Annotated in this window: 17 protein-coding genes; 12 read left to right on the top strand and 5 right to left on the bottom strand. The window is 42.1% G+C overall.

What is annotated here, in order from left to right; translation table 11 throughout:
* Positions 1–93: 93 nt before the first annotated feature.
* Positions 94–459, top strand: coding sequence for a winged helix-turn-helix transcriptional regulator (locus tag GGD38_RS29750; protein ID WP_375302612.1), 366 nt, complete (start codon positions 94–96; stop codon positions 457–459).
* A gap of 430 nt (positions 460–889) precedes the next feature.
* Positions 890–1,255 (top strand): hypothetical protein, encoded by a 366-nt coding sequence (locus GGD38_RS29745; RefSeq protein WP_375302613.1) that lies wholly within the window; start codon positions 890–892, stop codon positions 1,253–1,255.
* Between the two features lie 54 nt (positions 1,256–1,309).
* On the opposite strand, the gene GGD38_RS29740 is transcribed toward GGD38_RS29745, so the two are convergent.
* The 4 genes from GGD38_RS29740 to GGD38_RS29725 form a co-directional block, all read right to left on the bottom strand.
* Entirely contained in the window at positions 1,310–1,450 is a 141-nt protein-coding gene (locus GGD38_RS29740) for a hypothetical protein (protein ID WP_375302614.1), read from the bottom strand.
* Positions 1,451–1,561: 111 nt separating this feature from the next.
* Positions 1,562–2,155 (bottom strand): hypothetical protein, encoded by a 594-nt coding sequence (locus GGD38_RS29735; protein ID WP_375302615.1) that lies wholly within the window; start codon positions 2,153–2,155, stop codon positions 1,562–1,564.
* A gap of 85 nt (positions 2,156–2,240) precedes the next feature.
* Entirely contained in the window at positions 2,241–4,613 is a 2,373-nt protein-coding gene (locus tag GGD38_RS29730; protein ID WP_375302616.1) for a hypothetical protein, read from the bottom strand.
* Complete coding sequence (locus GGD38_RS29725; RefSeq protein ID WP_375302617.1) at positions 4,610–5,134, bottom strand: carboxypeptidase-like regulatory domain-containing protein; 525 nt, start codon at positions 5,132–5,134, stop codon at positions 4,610–4,612. Before GGD38_RS29725 ends, GGD38_RS29730 begins: the two co-directional genes overlap by 4 nt.
* 336 nt (positions 5,135–5,470) lie before the next feature.
* On the opposite strand from GGD38_RS29725, the gene GGD38_RS29720 reads away from it, so the two are divergent.
* The 9 genes from GGD38_RS29720 to GGD38_RS29680 all read left to right on the top strand — a co-directional run bounded on the left by GGD38_RS29720 (position 5,471) and on the right by GGD38_RS29680 (position 16,356).
* Complete coding sequence (locus GGD38_RS29720) at positions 5,471–5,836, top strand: hypothetical protein (protein WP_375302618.1); 366 nt, start codon at positions 5,471–5,473, stop codon at positions 5,834–5,836.
* A gap of 1,176 nt (positions 5,837–7,012) precedes the next feature.
* Positions 7,013–7,624, top strand: coding sequence for a fibronectin type III domain-containing protein (locus GGD38_RS29715; protein ID WP_375302619.1), 612 nt, complete (start codon positions 7,013–7,015; stop codon positions 7,622–7,624).
* A gap of 138 nt (positions 7,625–7,762) precedes the next feature.
* A complete protein-coding gene (locus tag GGD38_RS29710) occupies positions 7,763–8,845 on the top strand; it encodes a helix-turn-helix domain-containing protein (RefSeq protein WP_375302620.1) in 1,083 nt (360 codons plus the stop codon).
* A gap of 120 nt (positions 8,846–8,965) precedes the next feature.
* Positions 8,966–11,095 carry a TonB-dependent receptor domain-containing protein gene (locus GGD38_RS29705; protein WP_375302621.1) on the top strand — a complete coding sequence of 710 codons (2,130 nt, stop codon included), beginning with the start codon at positions 8,966–8,968 and terminating at the stop codon, positions 11,093–11,095.
* Positions 11,096–11,332: 237 nt separating this feature from the next.
* Positions 11,333–12,196 carry a hypothetical protein gene (locus GGD38_RS29700; protein ID WP_375302622.1) on the top strand — a complete coding sequence of 288 codons (864 nt, stop codon included), beginning with the start codon at positions 11,333–11,335 and terminating at the stop codon, positions 12,194–12,196.
* On the top strand, positions 12,177–13,019 hold the full coding sequence (locus tag GGD38_RS29695; protein ID WP_375302623.1) for a formylglycine-generating enzyme family protein: 843 nt from the start codon (positions 12,177–12,179) through the stop codon (positions 13,017–13,019). The genes GGD38_RS29700 and GGD38_RS29695 overlap by 20 nt, the downstream gene beginning before the upstream one ends.
* Before the next feature lie 180 nt (positions 13,020–13,199).
* Positions 13,200–14,255, top strand: coding sequence for a sensor histidine kinase (locus GGD38_RS29690; protein ID WP_375302624.1), 1,056 nt, complete (start codon positions 13,200–13,202; stop codon positions 14,253–14,255).
* A complete protein-coding gene (locus GGD38_RS29685) occupies positions 14,252–15,325 on the top strand; it encodes a sensor histidine kinase (RefSeq protein WP_375302625.1) in 1,074 nt (357 codons plus the stop codon). The genes GGD38_RS29690 and GGD38_RS29685 overlap by 4 nt, the downstream gene beginning before the upstream one ends.
* 26 nt (positions 15,326–15,351) lie before the next feature.
* The gene (locus GGD38_RS29680) at positions 15,352–16,356 is read left to right on the top strand and encodes a bile acid:sodium symporter family protein (protein ID WP_375302626.1); all 1,005 of its coding nucleotides are present in this window, start codon (positions 15,352–15,354) and stop codon (positions 16,354–16,356) included.
* Position 16,357: 1 nt separating this feature from the next.
* Here GGD38_RS29680 and GGD38_RS29675 read toward each other — a convergent pair whose 3' ends face one another.
* Positions 16,358–16,831: a hypothetical protein gene (locus GGD38_RS29675; RefSeq protein WP_375302627.1), complete on the bottom strand. Its 474-nt coding sequence runs from the start codon at positions 16,829–16,831 to the stop codon at positions 16,358–16,360.
* Positions 16,832–17,027: 196 nt separating this feature from the next.
* Here GGD38_RS29675 and GGD38_RS29670 point away from each other — a divergent pair, with 196 nt between their 5' ends.
* Positions 17,028–19,469 (top strand): TonB-dependent siderophore receptor, encoded by a 2,442-nt coding sequence (locus GGD38_RS29670; protein WP_375302628.1) that lies wholly within the window; start codon positions 17,028–17,030, stop codon positions 19,467–19,469.
* Positions 19,470–19,476 lie beyond the last annotated feature (7 nt).

The following is a 19,476-nucleotide window of genomic DNA, read 5'->3' as shown; positions in this document are numbered from 1 at the left end:
TCGGCAAACAAAAGTAGAGCGGGCAACTATCAAAAAGATAGCACTTACCTAAAGGAAAGCAGTTACATTTATGAAAGTCACTAACTTTGAGAAATGTTGACAATTGATAATATCCCCGGCAAGGATGACTGCAACAATTCGCTCAAGTATGTGCTTGATGCTTTATATGTGCTTGGCGGGAAGTGGAAATTACCGTTAATTTTATGTCTGGTGCAATCACCGAAACGGTTCAATGAAATACAAAATGAGCTCAGTGGTATATCTCCAAAAATTCTGGCGCAGGAGTTAAAAGATCTGGAATTAAATGAATTTATTAAACGCAATGTACATGCTACGCGGCCTGTTACCATCATTTATGAAGCAACCGCATATAGCCAAACATTAAAAAGCGTATTGCGTGAGTTAACTGCATGGGGGCAGCAACACAGGGAAAAGATCAGGGAGAGTATGAGGAGTTAAGTTGTTTAGACCATATTCAACTGAAAATATGTTGCCTGACGTAAAAGCATTGGCAATTGTTCGCGATAGTAAGTAGAATGAATTATTACATGTGCTACTGTTTATCAGACGGACATCTGACCTGTAAGAGCGTTGCCTGGGTATTTGAAGCTGAAAGGTAGGCGTTCAGAAAGTGTGGCTAGGCGTTCAAAGCATAATCTTCAGGTGTTGCGCCCTTTTTTTACAGTTCACATATTTTTCTCTCTTTCGAGTATTTGGATAAGACGAAAAAATAAGTATGTTTATATTCACACAACCAGACAATTTCAGATAACCCCTAAAGCAACCCTAATTGAATCTTAAAGCCGAAATAAAGAAAAGATTATATCCAATATGGATCATCAAACTCCGCATAGTCTTATCGTACAGATTGTATCAAGTAAGATCGGCAATGGGTCTGAAAACCAGAGGTAATTCACAATTTCATTTTCTTGCATTTAATAGAATTCTAAAAGATATCGGGGGAAATGTTTTATCAATTGGCATTGTAAGAGATGAAGATTTCTCAGAACAAGAACTTATCAGGCTTCATAAATGGGCATTAAAGAACCCAGAGAACCATATTACGCTATTTGTTCATCCCTATAAAAAGACTTGTAAGGTAATTGCAGGTGAAAAATATGTGAGTGTCATATATAATAAGGAAACCGAAATTCAAACAGAAAGAGCCAATGCGCTTCTTCAAGACAACCAGTTCATTAAAGGGGTGCATGAATTGGCTGAGTATATTCGGCTCGCTTTAGCCAATAAGACTTAAGTATGGCTTTTCTGACTTCTCTCAGCCAGGCCGTTTATTTATGTTTACGCAACATTAACATTTAGCTTCACCACCATCAGCATTGGCTTCAGCTTCTTTTGTTTCATACAAAATATAAGCGAAGATAGTACCAGGCAAGGTATCCGAATCAGCATTTAGATCAAGTCTGTTTTGGAGATACAACTTGTAATCCATACAATAAATAATTTAAGATGATGGAATATTTTTACTGCTTAATAATTTGGGGAAGCCATTTACCATTTCAGGGAAAATCAATTGCAAGAAATTAAAGATAATGCAAAAATCTTATTCTTTATACAACCCTTTACCCATAAGAATACTTCTTGATACACTATAAATCATTCCCGTGTTCCAGTCTGTCAGGCATTCAAAGGTTTTATAAATTGTAGGATTTGATTTCGAAAAAATAGAATAATATGTTCGATATGCTTTTGTTCCTACATCATCCCATTTAATAAGCGGCATATTTTTATTCCAAGAAAGCCCTTCAGTATTAAAATATACATCTTCAACTTTAAATGGCTCATTGTTTTCGAATTGTTTCAGGTATGATCTTGCAATATCATCAAAGTAATTATCGGCAATTGCGTTAACTATTGCCAGGTATTGCTTGCCAATGACCTTTTTGTTAATTCCATATAATGACTTGAGCCTTATATTAATCGTTCTTTTACCTGACGATTGAATTTCAACTACATAAATGCGACCAATTACTAACTGGTACCCTCTTATCCATTTCACTCCATAACGAAAGGCTGTTATTTCATTCTTCTCAAACCTGGTATTATCATCAAGTTCCATATAGGCAGGATTGATTATAAGGTGGCGATGCCTCTCAGGAAATAAGGATTTAATTGAAATTTCTATTGCTTGTGACATAGGGTTTAAAGTAAGAAGACAAATTTCTGCTAAAATAACGCGTTACTTTGGTAAAAAACAATACAACTCTCAGCATCACACTAATTCATTTCTTAAGTCTTTCGTTTTCGATTTGCATTATTGTTTCTTCAACAAATTCAGGAAATATGCTATGAATCTTTTCAAGGTGTTGAAGCGCTAAATCCCACTGCTTAATAGCCAAGTATAAAAATGCCAGATTTTTATGCACATCTGCCCATTTCTTAGGCGAATCGTCTTTAGTAAATATTTCAAGGGCCGCGCAATAAGCTGCTACGGCCTGTCCAATAAGAACATTACTCTTAGAGCCATTGGTGAGGAGCGCCTGATATTTAAGTGCACTTCCCAGGTTATTTTGCGTCATTGCCCAGTCTTGTGGCAAGTCTTCTTTTGTATATATTTCCAGGGCTGCTTGAAAGGCAACTTCCGCCTGCACAAGAAGGTCAGTACCTTCAGGTTCCATGGTGAGAGCTCCTTGATAGCAAAGTGCATTTCCTAGGTTATTTTGCGTACAGGCCCAGTCCCGCGGCAAATCTTCTTTTGTTCGAACTTCCAAAGCAAGTCGAAACGCAGTTACCGCTTGAGCAAGAAGGACATAACATTCAGGCCTCTTTGAGCGGATACCTTGATAGTTAAGTGCAACTCCCAGGCTATTTTGTATATCAGCCCATTTTTGCGGTAAATATTCTTTTGTCGTAACTTCCAAGGCAGCGCGAAGGGATAATACCGCCTGCATAAGAAGATCTGAACCTTCAGACCCTTCAGTGCGACTACCGAGATTATAAAGTACATTTCCCAGGTTTTGTTGCGTCGTAGCCCATTTTTGTGGTAATTCTTCTTTTGTCCTAACTTCTAGGGCAGCTCGAAAAGCGGTTACTGCCTGTGCAAGAAGATTGGTACCCTCAGACCCTATAGCTCGGGACGCCAGATGGCTAAGTGCAATCCCCAAGTTATTTTGCGTCATAGCCCATTCTTGTGGTAATTCTTCTTTTGTCCAAACTTCTAGGGCAGCTCGAAAAGCGGCTACTGCCTGAGCAAGAAGGTTAGCACCTTCAGGCCCCTTTACGTGGGAGCCCTGATAGCTAAGTGCTCCTCCCAAGCTATTTTGCGTATTGGCCCAGTCCCGCGGCAAATTTTCTTTTGTCCTAACTTCCAGAACTGTTCGAAAAGCTGCTATCGCCTGATCAAGAAGTGCTGCTCCAGCAGGGCCATTGTTTCGGGCACCCTGATCTTCAAGTGTATTTCCCAGATTATTATGCGTCGTAGCCCATTCTTGTGGTAAATCTTTCTTTGTATATACTTCTAGGGCGGCACAAAAGGCTGATACAGCCTGGGCAAGAAGAGCAGTTCCCTCTCCTCCAATAGTACGAGTCCCTTGATTTTTGAGGGCAACTCCAAGATTATTTTGCGTCATTGCCCAACTCTGTGGTAAATCTTCTTTTGTGTATACAACTAGAGCATTACGATAAGCTTCTACTGCCTTGGATAGTAATTCCATGCACTGTTTTCCTTTAGTTCGAATACCTTCATTATAATACGCTATAGCTTGTGCATCTTTGATCTTCCATTTTAAAGTTTGGAACGAACCATATATCTTCTGCAAAGTATCAGACAAGGTAACAGTGTTCTGTGCGCTGTCATACATCTTTAGTGCCCTTTTAAAATCATTGGCTTCACTAGCACTATACCCAGCAAGAATAAAATAATTGCAACATGAATCAATTTTGGATCTGACGTCCTTAATTTTCCTGTTAATTTCATCTAAATTATTATCCAGATCTACGGCTACCATTGAACCAGCTTTCTCATAAGTTATCGATGCCTTCTTAAAATCTTTGAGATAATAACTTCTTGCAGCCTGTAAAGCAAGGTTGCTGGTTGCATTTTTAATAGAATCAGTATTTGCCCATTTATCAATAGTTATCTTAACCTGCTCTCTGGTTAAACCATGAAAATTTGCAAACTCCTGAAAATAAATCTCAAAATTGGCCAAAGAACTTTCTCTCTCTGATTTTGCTTTTTCAGCTTCCCTTTTTGAAATATTATTAATGAAAGCAATAATACTTTCATTTGTTAAATGCTTAAGGCTTCCTTTTGGCAATAGAATAATCCTTTGTTCAAAGACATTATCTAAAAGGGAATTGGTTAAATTAAATCTTCCATACAAAGGCATATAAATTGAATAACCTGGCACATCAACATTTGCAATAACCTCACTACCCGCAGTATAGGCTGAAGGCAAGTCTATTACAAAATATCCGTTATTATCAGTAGATGTCCCGAATGCTCCAATACTTACCCTAATATTTTTAAACAGCAGACATCCCTTTTGCTTATAGCCCTTTCCACATGCGTCATTTGTCACAACTCCTTTAAGGCTTATTTGAGCCATTATTGCAAAAGAACTATGCAGCAGTATACTAATAAGAAATAATTTCATCTTTTATCCAATTCAATATCTATAGGTAATCCTAACGAATGATATTCATTGCGTGAGTGATAGCTATCAGCCTGAACATAAACACGAATTGATTGACCGACATTTCCAGACGCTTCAAATTGGAAAGTGCCGTCACTGTTAGTAATAACAGTATCCTTTAAGTTAATATCGCTTGTAATGTAAGCGTTTGGAACACCATTTTTAGTTTTTCTATCTCTTATAATACCTGTTATCAGAATAATTGGCTTTTTGTCAATAGAGTCATTTTTAACAATTGTAGGCTTTGATGTATTGCAACCAAGTTTTTCAGATATTGTAATGAACACGCCAATGATTATTGCAACCATAGTACCCAAAATAGTAACAACAGATTGGGTAGTGCTTAACCATTTTGTTTTATCCGGAGGCTTGGTTTCCGATTCTTTAATTATAATATTCCCGTTAGCCTGGTAGACATTCCCACTATTTGTTTCTGCTTTTTGACTGACGTTTGAGCCTTTTTTGGAGCTTCCCTTAGCCATAACTGCTGTTACTAATTAATTCAATTAACCATTAATAATTTATTGCAAAATTGAAGGGAAATATGTGGCTGGGTTGGTGGAAAAAATAGAGTATGAAGATATTACTATTTCCCAAAAGAACAAACGAACCACAGCTTTCATTTGCGTAACAAACACACCCACCATTATTCTAACCTCCGAATTTAACAAAAAAGGTGTTTTTCACGTACCTACAATCAAAAACTGAAACTAACTTAGATGATACCCCTACATTCTAACCTTTTTGACCATAGTCAAATCCCTGGCAGGCTGATTAGTTAGCGATCTCATATTTACTAACCACAAAACAACACTAACATGCCAGACAAACCCAAAGGCGGCCCCATGTTTAAGCCAGCAATGCTTAAGAAACTAATTAAATGGATGCAGAATGAAGTAGCCTATGTAATGCGGCTACAAAAAAAAGGAATACTTCCTTACTGTAAGCCGGCAGAAAGGATAATTATTGAAACCAGCGACTTTGAGCGAATGCTTGGCATGAAAAAACGTACAGCCCAACGCTACATGGCCTGGTTACGAGAAAAATTGAACAAGAAAAAGGGACAATTCGTTTCTGTAGAAGAATTCATCAGGGAATCTGGCCTTCCTGAACATGTAGTGCATCAGGCCCTATACCTGATACCTCATGAATACCCGAAAGAGGTCAAACGTGATAAAAAATAACATCATTCTCTTTGACCGCACCTCATTGCATACCTGTAAATGAGGTACGGTTGCATGTAACGACCTCATTACTTGCGTGTTCAAGATCGTTTCATGTATGCAATGTCCATTGCAAGATGATGCAAGGTCATTGCTCGTGTGCGATGAACCTCCGCCTGTTGCATAGCCACTTCAAATCATCTGCTATTACTCACCATTCAACTGACACAGCATATTACAAACTTGTAACAACCCGCTTACTGCCTGCAACGCCCTCCAATACGCTGTATTCACTTCATTCATTACCTGCAACGAACGTTGCAAACCTGCAATGACCATTGCCTGCTGACACGTGACCGTTGCCTGGCTGCAACGATTCACAGCGCACTTGTAACAAGTAATTGTTCGCAGCAATTACATCAAACATCGCTTGCGATGCTCCACGGCTCACCTGTAATGGACAAAAAGCAGCCGAATTTATAAAACTGCATGTAAACTTTGGTTCGTTGTACGCAAGCAATGAGTCATTTCATACAAGCAATGACCACCGTCCGGCTTGCAATGACCATCTCATTTTTGCAATGGTCCATTGCTGAGTGAAAACCGGGTCATTGCAACATTTCCTGAGCGTTGAGCCAACGAAATGAATGCCGATAACAATGTATTTGATGCACAACACAACGGGATCAATAAAAAATACGCTTGTAAAACTGGAATAACAAGCAGGCATTTGAACGCAACATGCAGGCAACGATCCTGATCTGAAAAACAACGATCACGCTACAACAACTTTTGATCATTTCACACATGTTATGATGAATATTCGGTTAGCAAACCGTTTTTGCTTAATCATACACCTTCATACACATTCTAAAACACACCATCTTCAGCCAACAATGACATTAATTTTCCTGACGATGATCAGGTTTTACCAGGGTTCGGACAACTATTTGCGTCATAAGCGTCAAATGCCGCCACTTTTCCAAATTGCATTTGGAAACCGCTTTTTGACCTCCGTATATTTGTTTTAACAAAGACAAACAGATATGAACAACCGATTTTACTGTACTAGTGTAAGGAATCCAACAGCAAATGAAGAAAATCTATCGTAGTCTTTACAGCATTATTGGCCAATAAGCTGAAACATCCGGCCCTGTGGCGTGTAACAATTTTTTCCAACAATCTAAAACTTGAACAATGAAAAAGCGAGTTTTAAAAAAATACAGACGTGAACGCGACAGCGATCTTGCAACAACATCCAAACGGGTAGTTGAGAAACTAAAAAACAATCCAAAGTATCCCAACCCGCCCGTAGCATTGTCTAAACTGGAAGAAAAGCTGCCGGCATATGACGCCTCCCTGGTAAATGCAAGGGGACGCGACAAGGAAATGGTAGCTATTAAAAAAGGGCTGAAGGCAGAAATAGCAGCCCTGCTTACTGAACTTGATAGCTATGTAACCCTTAGCGGTAACGGCGACGAAGCTATGTTATTAAGTAGCGGGTTCGACATTTTGGGTCAGGCAGATGTAAAATCAATGCCAGACATTCCCAAGCTGTTTGTGGAATTAGGCCCGCCCGGCGAAGTTACCATCAGTGTAAAACACGTACGTGGCGCCAGGGCCTATATGCACCAATACACTTCCGAACCTCCTGTTTCAGAAACAGTATGGATCAGCGAAGGAAATACTAATCCGAATTGTACTTTCAAAGGACTTAAATCCTTTACGAAGTACTGGTTCAGAATAGTGGCTTTGGGCAGGAATGGGCAAATGATTTATTCACCGTTTGAAGCCAGAATAGTTCAGTGATTTCTACATATGATCTTTGTCCTTTTATAGGATTGCTCGGGGTTGCGCATGCGGCCCCGTTTTTTGTGACCACCGGCAATGCAACCTTTCACTATTTAAGTTAGATTTGTTTAGAGAAAATATCATAACCAACCATTCATGACCATCACCCATCAGGTCCTTTATCTCATTTCGGCCCTCGGCGCATTCAATGGCTTTGTTTTAAGCCTGTATTTGCTTTTGAACAAAAAACGAAGATCCATACCCGCCATTTTCCTTAGCATATTGCTGCTCACCATTAGCATACGCATATCCAATTCCGTGCTGGCATATTTTAATCCGCAATTACCCAATTATAATATGCAATTGGGCTGGTCGGCCTGCTTTTTGATAGGGCCTGCGTTATATTTCTTTTTAAAAGCATCTTTAGATAATGTTACCCAGGTGCCTGTTGGCTGGAAAAAGCACTGGGCCATACTGGGTGGCGTTTTATTGGCAGGAAATGCGGTGGCTCAGTTTTTAAACTTCCCTGTTTTTTGTAATGTGGTTACTGCATCTATCATCTATGCTCAATGGGCGGGTTACATGGTGGCATCGGGACTGCTGCTTAAACCAGCCATACAAACACTTTTTAGTAACGCGGGCAGTTTACAGGCGGCCGACAAATTCCGGTTGCTGGTGCTGGGTGGTAACACCATTATTTTACTGGCTTACCAGGTTGCCATGGGCGGATTCTTTAAAGGCATGTGCATGGGCGGCGCCATCTCCTTTTCCTTCTTCCTATACCTTACCATTCTCTTTTATTTGCAAAGCGCCAATATGGCCAATATTCTGCACACGACAGAAACGCCACAACCCGACAAACCCGAAAAAAAGAAGATCCCCGAAAACGATGCCAATACCTACGTGGAAAAACTGGCAACCCTTATTCAACAAAAACAACTCTATAAAGATCCCAATCTGAAATTGAACGATGTGGCCCGGGGCATTAATATTTCCTCGCACCTGCTGTCGCAGTTATTGAACGATAACCTGGGAAAAAGCTTTAACACCTACATCAATGAATACCGTATTGAGGAAGCCTGTAAGCTTATCGAGAACAGCCACCATTTAACATTCGAAGCCATCGGCTATGAGGTAGGGTTCAATTCAAAATCAACTTTCTACACCGCATTTAAAAAAGTAAAAGATACCACCCCCGCCCTTTTTAAAGAAAGCATTGAAAAAACCGTTCATAAATAATACCATTGAACGCCAAAGGTTTGTAATTCTGAACAGTACGGTTTTATAAAACCGTACACCTGATTTCGCAAAATAAAACCCCGAAGGTTGCTCACGGTATTAGTTTGCGAAAAAACAAAAATGGTACGATCATTTGTGGTGGCCGGCATACTTTTCCTGTTGCATTTACCTGTGCTGGCACAGGAAACAAAAACGCTGAAAGAAGTAATTGTCAATGGCTCAAAACAACCCTTCCAACGCCAGTCTGGAGCCCTGGTGGTTAATGTATCGGGCAATCCGAATTTTAAAACCGCAGCCAATACCCTCGACATTCTGAAAAAATTACCTGGCCTTGAAGTGACCAGCGATGGCACCCTGTTATTACAAGGCCGCATAACCCCGGGCATTTTTGTCGATGGCAAACCGCTTGTGATGAGCCCCGAAGAATTACAAAACTACCTGCTTACCCTTACCCCCGATATGATCGCTTCCATCGAACTCATCACCAACCCCTCGGCACAATACGATGCCACCTATAAAGGCATTATAAATATTAAATTAAAACCCGATGGCAGCCTGGGCTTCAAAGGCAACCTTACCACCAATGTGCAACAAAACGCCTACCGCCTGGCCGACAATAACTTTTTGCTCACTTATAAAACAAAAAAAGTTGCCTACACTGCCCGTTTGGGCTATACAACAGGCACCACCATTCGCACCTACGATGCCCTGCAACACCAGGCCAGCACCAACATTATGGCCACCAACACAAAAACACTCACCGGTAATAATAACTTCAACTATCAACTGGGTGTTGATTACAATTTTAAAAAAGACCACCGGCTTGAAATACTACTCAGGAATTACAACATAGATCGCACGCTCAGTTCTTTCAACACCTTGCACACCACCGATTCATCGGCCAAACGCATTGTATCGAACACCAGCAGCGATAACAACACCGGACTTATTCAAAACAATTATGCCGCCAACCTGAACTACAATGCCAAATTCGGCGGTTCGCAGTTTCAGTTATTGACGTCGTTGGTAAAGGTGCGTAACCGGCAATGGGAAGACATACAAAATACCAACACCATCACCGGGCAACAAATAGATTATTGGAAAACGGCGCTACAAAACGATGTCCTTATTCGCACTGCCCAGGCCGATCTTTCGGGCAATCGGGCCAATGGCAAATGGAGCACCGGCGCCAAATTTGCATTTTACACTACAAAGAACGATCTGCATTATGATACCCTCAATATCAACGATGCATTTGTGACCGATAGCGGCCGCACAAACAACTTTCAATACGATGAATATGTTTCAGCCGCTTATGCTGTTTATGAACGAACGATGAACAAAATACACTTTAGTGCAGGCCTTCGTCTTGAACATACGCGCAGCATTTCCAATGCCATTACACAAAAGGAAGTAACCAAACGCGATTATTTAACCTGGCTACCCAGTATGGAGCTCACGTATACCTTAAAGAAAAATCAACAGCTGCATTTTTCTTTAACCCGCCGTATAACCCGCCCATCCTTTGCGCAGCTGAATCCCTTCCGGTTTTATTTTAGCCCGCTCAATTACTGGGTAGGCAACCCTTACTTATTACCTTCCGTCACCAATGCATTTAATGCAACATACAGTTTGCGGTCGTTCAGCGTTTCATTAACCATGGGAAGAGAAACAGACCCCAGTACACGCTATCCCGAGTACAACCGCATTACCAATGTACTGGAGTACCTGGGTAGAAATTTGCCTTATAATGACTTTGCCAATATTGAAACAAGTTTTCCATTAACAATAACAAAATGGTGGCGAATGAACCACAACATAGGCGGGTATTACAAAAGGGAACAAACGCCTTACCACGGTGTTACTTACACCATTCCCATTGCTTATTTTAAAATAACCGGCAACCAGGTGTTCACGTTACCAAAAGCATTTACGTTCGATGTGTATTACATGTATACTTCGCCCAATGGCGACGGGTTGTATTTCGGAAAATATATTTCGAACATCGACTTTGCTTTACAACGTTCCTGGCTGAAAGGGAAATTAAACACCCGCATAAATTATTACGATCTGTTGAATACCTACAGCGTCACCCGCACCTTTCGCGAAAAAAGTATTATCAATAACCGCCTCAGGCATTGGGTGGGTATGCAAAGGCTGGCCGTAACCCTAAGCTATAATTTTGGCGCTTCCACCTACAAAGCCAAACAAACGGGAAAGAACGAAGAAGAAACCCGGGCGGGGTTTTAAGATAATTAAAAGGCATTTCCACTAAGGGCGGCTCACCTTTCTATTATGACTGAAGTAGGAAGTATGAAGTAAGAGGTACGAAGGACATTTCTTACTTCTTATTTCCTACTTCTTATTTCCTACTTCGGCATTTAAAAAAGGGAAGCTCTCCGCCAGCTGGCGGAGAACCTCCCTTACTTGTCACCTTGTTAACTCGTCAACTTGTTAACTTGTCAACTAAATTGTATTTTTCCGCCCATGAAAACTTACTTACCCCTGGGCCTGGTCCTGTGGCTGGCAGCCTGCTCATCGCCTGCCGCGCAAAACGCATCAACACAGAACACTACCCAAAAACATGATATAGCAGCAACAGCAAGTGAAGCAAATACGCCTGCATCAGAACCAACCGATGCTACGCCCGACCCTTTAGCAGCCGCAATAGACACTACAAAAAATACCACTAAAGGCCAGATCTATTTAAATACCGGCGAGTTAACTGTACCACCCTATGGCCTCGAAAAAATAAAAGCACTGGTAGCAAAGATCCCATACATTGAAGGAGAAGGCGACGGCGGCATAGAAGCACTTACCGAAAAAACCTTCGCGGCGCTTTCAGTAAAAGAAAAGTTCACCTATAACATGGTGCACCCCGAAAGCTATAGCCAGATCTGCGATCCCCTTCCTCAACACCCCGATGCAGCCAATCGCATTTACGGTACACTGCCCGATACCTACGGAGAATTTATGTGGAGCGAACGCCAGATAAATTTCTTTAAAAATAATCGCACTGAGTTAATGCAACTGGTAAAAGAACAACAAACTATCAAGAGCAACCTCAAGGAAGCCATTATTGAAATGAATGCTACCGAACTCATTCCTTACCTCATCGATTTCTACAACAAGGATAAAAAAGACCATTACGTTCTTACCCTGCTGTTACAATTGATGAAGAAAAATAACTATCCCGAATTTGTGAACTCAAGCGGTTACAAAAAACTGTATCGCGAACCGAAAACTGAAGAAGACTATATGACCGCTTTTTACCTGGTATACAACAAGGCCAATGAAGACCTTATTATTCAGCGGGCCACAAATTTCTATAATGGGTTACATAAAAAATAAAACATGGCTTGTATTTGTTGCGCTGTTTTGCCTGCACAAGGCAACAGCGCAACAACATACACGCTTTGTTACAGTACCCAAAGGTGTGTATGAAGTTGGGATAAAAGATGATGCACGCAACCCTTTACGAAAAGTAAAAGTAGATACCTTTTATATAGCGGCCTGCGAAACCACCAACCGGCAATTTGCCGCCTTTGTTGCCGCCACCGGTTATATTACCGATGCCGAAAAACGGCACAATGCACTGGTATTTGAACCACCGCTCGATGAGTTCAGATGGAAGAGCGACAGTACCGCTTACTGGCGGTATCCCAACGGCAAAAGCCGTGGCGGTATCACCAATCACATGGACCATCCCGTTACCTGTATCAGTTATCACGATGTACAGGCTTATTGTACCTGGGCCGGCGTTCGGCTACCAACACTCGAAGAATGGGAAATTGCCTGCCGTGCAGGCACCCGCACCAATTATTTTTTTGGCAATAACCCGCAGCAAATAAAACCCTACGCCAACATCTGGTACGGCCACGATCACAAAAAAGCCGACTATACCGATGGCTATATGACCACTTCACCTGTAGGGCATTTTAAACCCAACCCCTGGGGTTTATACGATACATATGGCAATGTTTTCGAATTCTGCAGCGGAAAAGTATCACCCAACCAACGGTCTTCACTGGTACATGCCCGCGGCGGTTCGTGGTGGTGCAGTGGTAATTCGTGTCATGCGTTCAATTCTTACATGATAGGCCAGGTGAATGATCGCGCCTCTTTCAGCAACCAGGGATTTCGCGTTGCGAAATCAATAGGCAATGGGCAATAAGCATTAGACAATAAGCTATTAGGCATGGTTCTGAAAATTCGGAAACCTTTGCCAATTGCATATTGTCAATTGCCAATTGAACCCTCTTTTTACTCAATTCAAACAGCCCATATTGCAACCGGGGTCTTCCCTCGCATATCATCAGCCATTTGGCATTAAATTGTATCGCGAGCGTGAAGTATGAAATGGAAACTACCTCAATATAGCGGCAAAGATTACCTGGTAATGTCTTTGTTTGTCGGTCCTTTTACCATTGGTGTAAACAGCCTTATGTTGGGTGTACCCTATTTTACCAACTACAAAGTATTCTTAACGGCCACCGCCGCTGCCGCTATGGTGTATGCAACCGGTTTTACCGTATGCAGCGCCGTTGGGGTGTTCTTAAAAAGGTTCTTTAAAGGCGAAGAAGGCATTGGACTGCGTTTGCTCATCATGCTCTTCCTTTTCCTTATCATCATCACCATCTTTTTGGAGTTCCTCTTCCAGGGTTATAAATATATCCCCTGGTTTACTTATACGTTCAATAAAACCGCCTTTGTATGGAGCCTTATTGGCACCGGCATCAGCGCCATCTTCATTACGTTTTTGCTGGAAGGCATTGCCCGTTATAAGATCTGGAAACATAAAATGAAGGAGAGCGAACAGTTGAGCCGGGCCAACCGCCAAAGCCGTTTACAGGGCCTTAAAAGCCAGGTGAACCCACACTTCTTATTCAACAGCCTCAACTCCCTTTCGAGCCTTATTTATGAAGATGAAGAAAAAGCAGAAAAGTTTCTCGATGAAATGAGCAAGGTATACCGGTATATGCTTCGCAATGAAGACGACGAGCTGGTAATGCTTATTACCGAGCTCAACTTTGTACGCTCCTATTATTATCTGCTAAAAACAAGGTATGGCGACGGGCTGCAGATCATCATCAACATTACCCCGGCCGATTATGACAAATGGCTGCCACCGCTTACACTGCAAACCATTATTGAAAACGCCTTTACGCAAAACGTAATGACGAAAGACGAACCGCTGTGCATTAAAATTGAAAAAGCCGCGGATGATATTGTGGTACGCAATAATGTACAACCAAAACTCATAAGCGAGAAGGCAGATATTGAATCGGGTATCGATAACCTGGTAACCAGGTACTCACTGTTGCATCAAAGCCGCATTGTTATTGAAGACAGCGATACAGAACGGGTGATACGCCTGCCATTGTTCATTTGTAAAAAGGGAGGGCGATGATAAACATACGGGCCATACCAAAACTAAAAGTGTATTCCTTTTTGTTCTCCATGCCCATTATTGATATTGCCGTTAACCAAATACTGTATAAAGAACGGTTTTGGTGGGAATGGCAGATCTGGGCCATTTCGTTCCCGCTCATTTTTATACTTGGCTTTTGTAGCTGGTACATTCGTATCACCAATTCAGCAAAAGCAGAAAAGAAATACCCCGAGCTAAACCAAACCCGGCGGCGCATGCGGTATAAATTAGGAATATGTTGTTTGTCGATGGTGAGCACCGTGTTGTTTATTAGTACGCTGTATAGCTTATTACATATTGAAGGCTATCGTTTCAACCTGCCCGATGTATGGCAGGGCGCAGTGCTTTCGTTGGTGGTAAACATTGTATTTGAGACCCTGTACGATGCCGACTATGCCGTTACCAAATACAAAGAGGTGGAAGAAGAAAAAGAAATGCTGCGCCAGCTATCGTTCAGGGAAGAATTCGATAGTTTAAAGAACCAGGTGAACCCGCACTTTCTGTTCAATTGTTTTAATACACTTTCATCGCTTATACGGGAAGACAAGGAAACCGCCGATCTTTTTTTAAACGAACTAAGTAAAGTATATCGCTATCTGCTAAAGAACAACGAAGAAGGATTAAGCACCGTTGCCAATGAGATCCGCTTTGTACACTCTTATAACCGCTTATTGCAAACCCGCTATGGCGAGGCCATTAAACTACAGGTAACCACCGTACCGCGTTACGACGCCTACCTGTTGCCATCGCTCACTTTACAGCTATTGATTGAAAATGCCGTGAAGCATAATATCCTTGCCAGATCGACCCCATTGGAAATAGAGATCTTTACCCGCGACGACCGCCAACTGGTAGTTCGCAATAACTTACAACGCCGCACCGTAAAAGTACCCAGTAATAAAATAGGCTTAAAGAACATCAGATTGAAGTATGAATTACTGCAACAGGATGGGTTTTCCATTACCCAGGATGAAAACAGTTTTATGGTAACCCTGCCCCTGCTACCGCCACAACTGGCCGATGATCCCGCGCTGGGTTTAACTAAATAAACAGGGTTCAGTATCTTGCATCCTGTATGGCAACAAAATTAGCACAATTGCTGGGGCGTTTTGGGTTAGACTGGTTTATACTCTCTTTAATAGGGATGATCATTTTAGCTTCGCAGTTTCCAGGGCCGGGTATTGCAGAAGGGCCTTTCTCCATTTCGTGGCTGGCCAATATAGGTGTTTCGCTTATCTTCTTTTTTTACGGGCTAAAACTGAACAGAAATAAACTGGTAGCAGGATTGAGCAACTGGCGTTTACATATTCTTGTACAGGCAAGTACATTCATTTTGTTCCCGCTGCTGGTATTGATACTTAAACCCTGGCTCAATAGTGGGGAAACACAGGTATTATGGTTGGGCAGCTTTTTTTTGGCCGCATTACCTTCAACCGTTTCTTCATCGGTGGTAATGGTATCCATTGCCCACGGCAATATACCTGGTGCTATATTCAACGCCAGTATTTCAAGCCTCATGGGTATTTTTATAACACCTGCGTGGATGGCCCTGGTTACAGGCGGCAACCACAATGATGTTGACATGAGCGATGTAGTGAAGAAATTACTTCTGCAAATATTGTTGCCTGTAGTATTGGGCTTGTTATTAAACCCTACCCGTTTAGGTAAGATAGCTGAGAAATACAGCAGGCAATTAAAGTACTTCGATCAGCTTACCATACTTTCTATTGTATACACCGCTTTTAGCGATTCGTTCGATCAACATATGTTCAGCAGCCTCGATATAATGGAGCTGGTATTACTGGGGGCCTGCTTATTAGGGTTGTTCTTTGTAGCCTATTTTATTACCGGGGGCGTTGCCCGTTTGCTGGGCTTTAACCGCGAAGACACCATTACAGCCACTTTCTGTGGCTCAAAAAAATCGCTGATACATGGAACAGTAATGGCGAAGGTGATCTTTATGGGAAGTCCGCTAATGGGTATACTGTTATTACCTATAATGTTATACCATGCCTTGCAGCTGATTGCAGTAAGCATCATGGCGCAAGGCATGGCGCGAAAACATAAACAGACCGTATAGCCTAGCCTCTGTTTTCTCTTAGTTCAAAAATAAAATTGAGCAGTACACCAATACCGAGGACACCCCAGCCAATTGCCCAGTATAAAGGGTTTTTGGCCCAGCCATTTTCCTTTTCGTTTTCGAGCCTGCTCTTAGGATCTACTATACTAAACGAATGATCGCTTTTCAGATAGTATACTTCCAGGTCGGTTGTTTTTGGTAATTCCGATAAGGTGTGTTCGCCTGAATAAGATACGCCTTCAACCGTATAATCATATGTAAACTCATAGGATTTAACAGGCACTTTCATGATCTTTACGGTCACTTCTTTAAACACATCACGAAGCCTGGCGGTTGTTTTTGAATTATCGGCCAGCATGGTTTCATACTTAGCGATGTTTGAATTATCGTCACCTTTCATATAATCATCAATACAACCTTTTGACATGGCAAAACAGAAGAGGATCGCAATAACAGCGTAGATTTTGTTTCTCATTGATAGGGTCGGTTAAAAATGCAAGAACGACAGGCTGGTTGATTTATTTCAATACACCAGAATTTCCCTTTTGCATAAACGCTTTTCCCGATAGCGTAAATATCACAATTAATTGCAGGATAATTTTGCAGGCCGAAACCAAAACGTTCAAGTTCAATCGTTTCCGACCAGTTATTAAAATCAATTTATTACCACTATGACGAGTTTTAGCAAGCAAAGCAGCACCCGGTTATCGTCTGTATTAAGTATTTTTCTTTGTCTTTTCCTTTCCATACATGTTTCTGCCCAGGTAAATGGCCCTAAAGGGGTTATTTCGGGTCAGATCATTACCGTTGACAATGAGCCTGCCGAAGGAGTAGCCGTAAAGGTTAGCGGCCCTGTAGAAAAACAATCACTGACTACCGAAACCGGTTACTACCTTTTCAAAAACCTGCCTGCAGGTTCTTATAAAGTTGATGTAACCGTGAAAGGGTACAAACCACTCGACACAACTATAGTTTTATCTGAAAATGGTAAACAAAACAATATCTCTTTCAAACTGGTATTGTCCGACGCGCAATTGACCGAAATAGTGGTTACATCCGGTGGCCGCTACAAGATCGATAATCCTTCTTCGTCCCTGCGTTTGGCCAGCTCAATTTTAGAAACACCACAGAACATTCAGGTGATCAGCAAACGCACAATGGCCGATCAGCAGGTGTTCGACATCGTTGATGGTATTACCCGCAACGTAAGTGGCGCCTCGCGTATGGGACACTGGGATAATCAATATGCCAATATTCGTATGCGCGGCTCCAAGATACCTGCCTTTCGTAATGGTATGAATATCGAAGCCAGCTGGGGCCCAACCGCTGAAGATGCTTCTATGGTCGAGAATATTGAATTTGTAAAAGGCCCGGCCGGTTTTATGCTGGCAGCAGGTGAACCCGGTGGATTCTATAACGTAGTAACCAAAAAGCCCACCGGCATCAGCCACCAGGCATTCAGCATCAGCGCCGGCAGTTTTAGCACGTACCGCGCCAGTGCCGACTTTGATGGTAAACTGAGCAAAGACGGCCGTTTGTTATACCGTTTGAACCTGGCCGCCCAACAAAAAGACTATCACACCAAATTCAACTTCAACAACCGTGTAGTGGTTGCCCCGGTTTTCAAATACCTCATCGACGATAAAACATCTGTAACCTTTGAGTACACCTATCAGGCCAGTAAATACCTGGCCAACGGAAACTACATGTTCAGTAAAAAACAATTAGCCGATGAGGACGTTGCCAACGATTTCTTTTATACCGACCCATCATTACCTCCGGGAAAAATGAGAGATCATAGCACATATGTTTACCTCGATCATCAGCTGAACGATCGTTGGAAAGCGCACGCGCAGGTTGCTTACTTCAATTTTGCCATGCAATCTGGTAGCATGTGGCCTACTTTACTCAAAGAAAATGGCGATATGAAGCGCGGTTACAATATTGGCGATGAAGCCGGTGAAAACCGCTTTGCACAGTTCTCTTTCAGTGGTGAAGAATATACCGGCAGCGTTCGCCACCGTATTTTGGGCGGTGGTGATTTCGGTAATAAAAAATTCTGGGGCGATTTCCGCACAGGTGATACCGCCGTTAATTTTACAGGCCGTAAAACATTCAATATTTATAAGCCCGAATATGGATTACCTATGGATTCCATTCCCGTATTCGACCGGTCAGTGAACATTCGCCAACGCGCAGGCGCTACTGCATATGCTACTTATACTAATTATGCATCAGCATATGTTCAGGATGAACTGGGCTTCCTAAATAATAACTTACGCGTATCTCTTGGCATCCGTTTTACCTATGCTGAAACTGTTGGCAAATCAAAATACACCGACATAAAGGACCAGGTATGGTCGCCCCGGGCCGGCATCAGCTATTCTATAGATAAACAAACTTCAGTATACGCCCTGTACGATCAGTCGTTTGTTCCGGTTGCGGGTTTAGGGGCCGACAGTCTTCCCTTCAAACCTATTAAAGGCAACAATATTGAATTTGGCGTGAAAAAGGAATGGTTTGGCGGCCGTTGGGTAAGCAGTGCCAGTGTATACCGCATCACACGCAAAAATGCATTAACTACCGGTCCTACCATCAATGGCGTTACCTACTCGGTACAATTGGGCGAAACAGAAACAAAAGGTTTTGAGCTCGATATCAATGGAGAAGTTGTAAAAGGGTTGAACCTGATACTGAACTACGCTTATACCGATTCGAAAGTAACTAAAGAATCAGAACAGGTGACTACAAAAACTGTTGGTAACCAAACCGCCAATACCAACCGCCACACTACCAATGGCTGGTTAAGCTATCGCTTCAGCAAAGGTGTGTTAAATGGCTTTGGTGTGAATGGTGGCTTCCAATGGCTGGCCGGACGCTTCTACGGCACTTCGCAAACACCCAACATGCCCGAGTACCTGCGCTTTGATGGCGGTATTTCGTATCAAAAAGGTAAGTTTGGTATCAACATGCTGGTGAACAACCTGCTCGATAACCGCTACCTGCTTACCGCAGCTTCACTTTCCTCGAGCCCTAATCCTGAAGCTGTTTTCTATTCTTATATAGTAGAACCACGCCGTAACATGAGAATGACCCTAACTTATAAACTCTAGTTCACAA

Source organism: Niastella sp. OAS944 (assembly GCA_024809215.1).
GTDB lineage: Bacteria > Bacteroidota > Bacteroidia > Chitinophagales > Chitinophagaceae > Niastella.
Note: the sequence above shows the minus strand (reverse complement) of the source record. Positions and strands in the feature narration are given on the sequence as shown.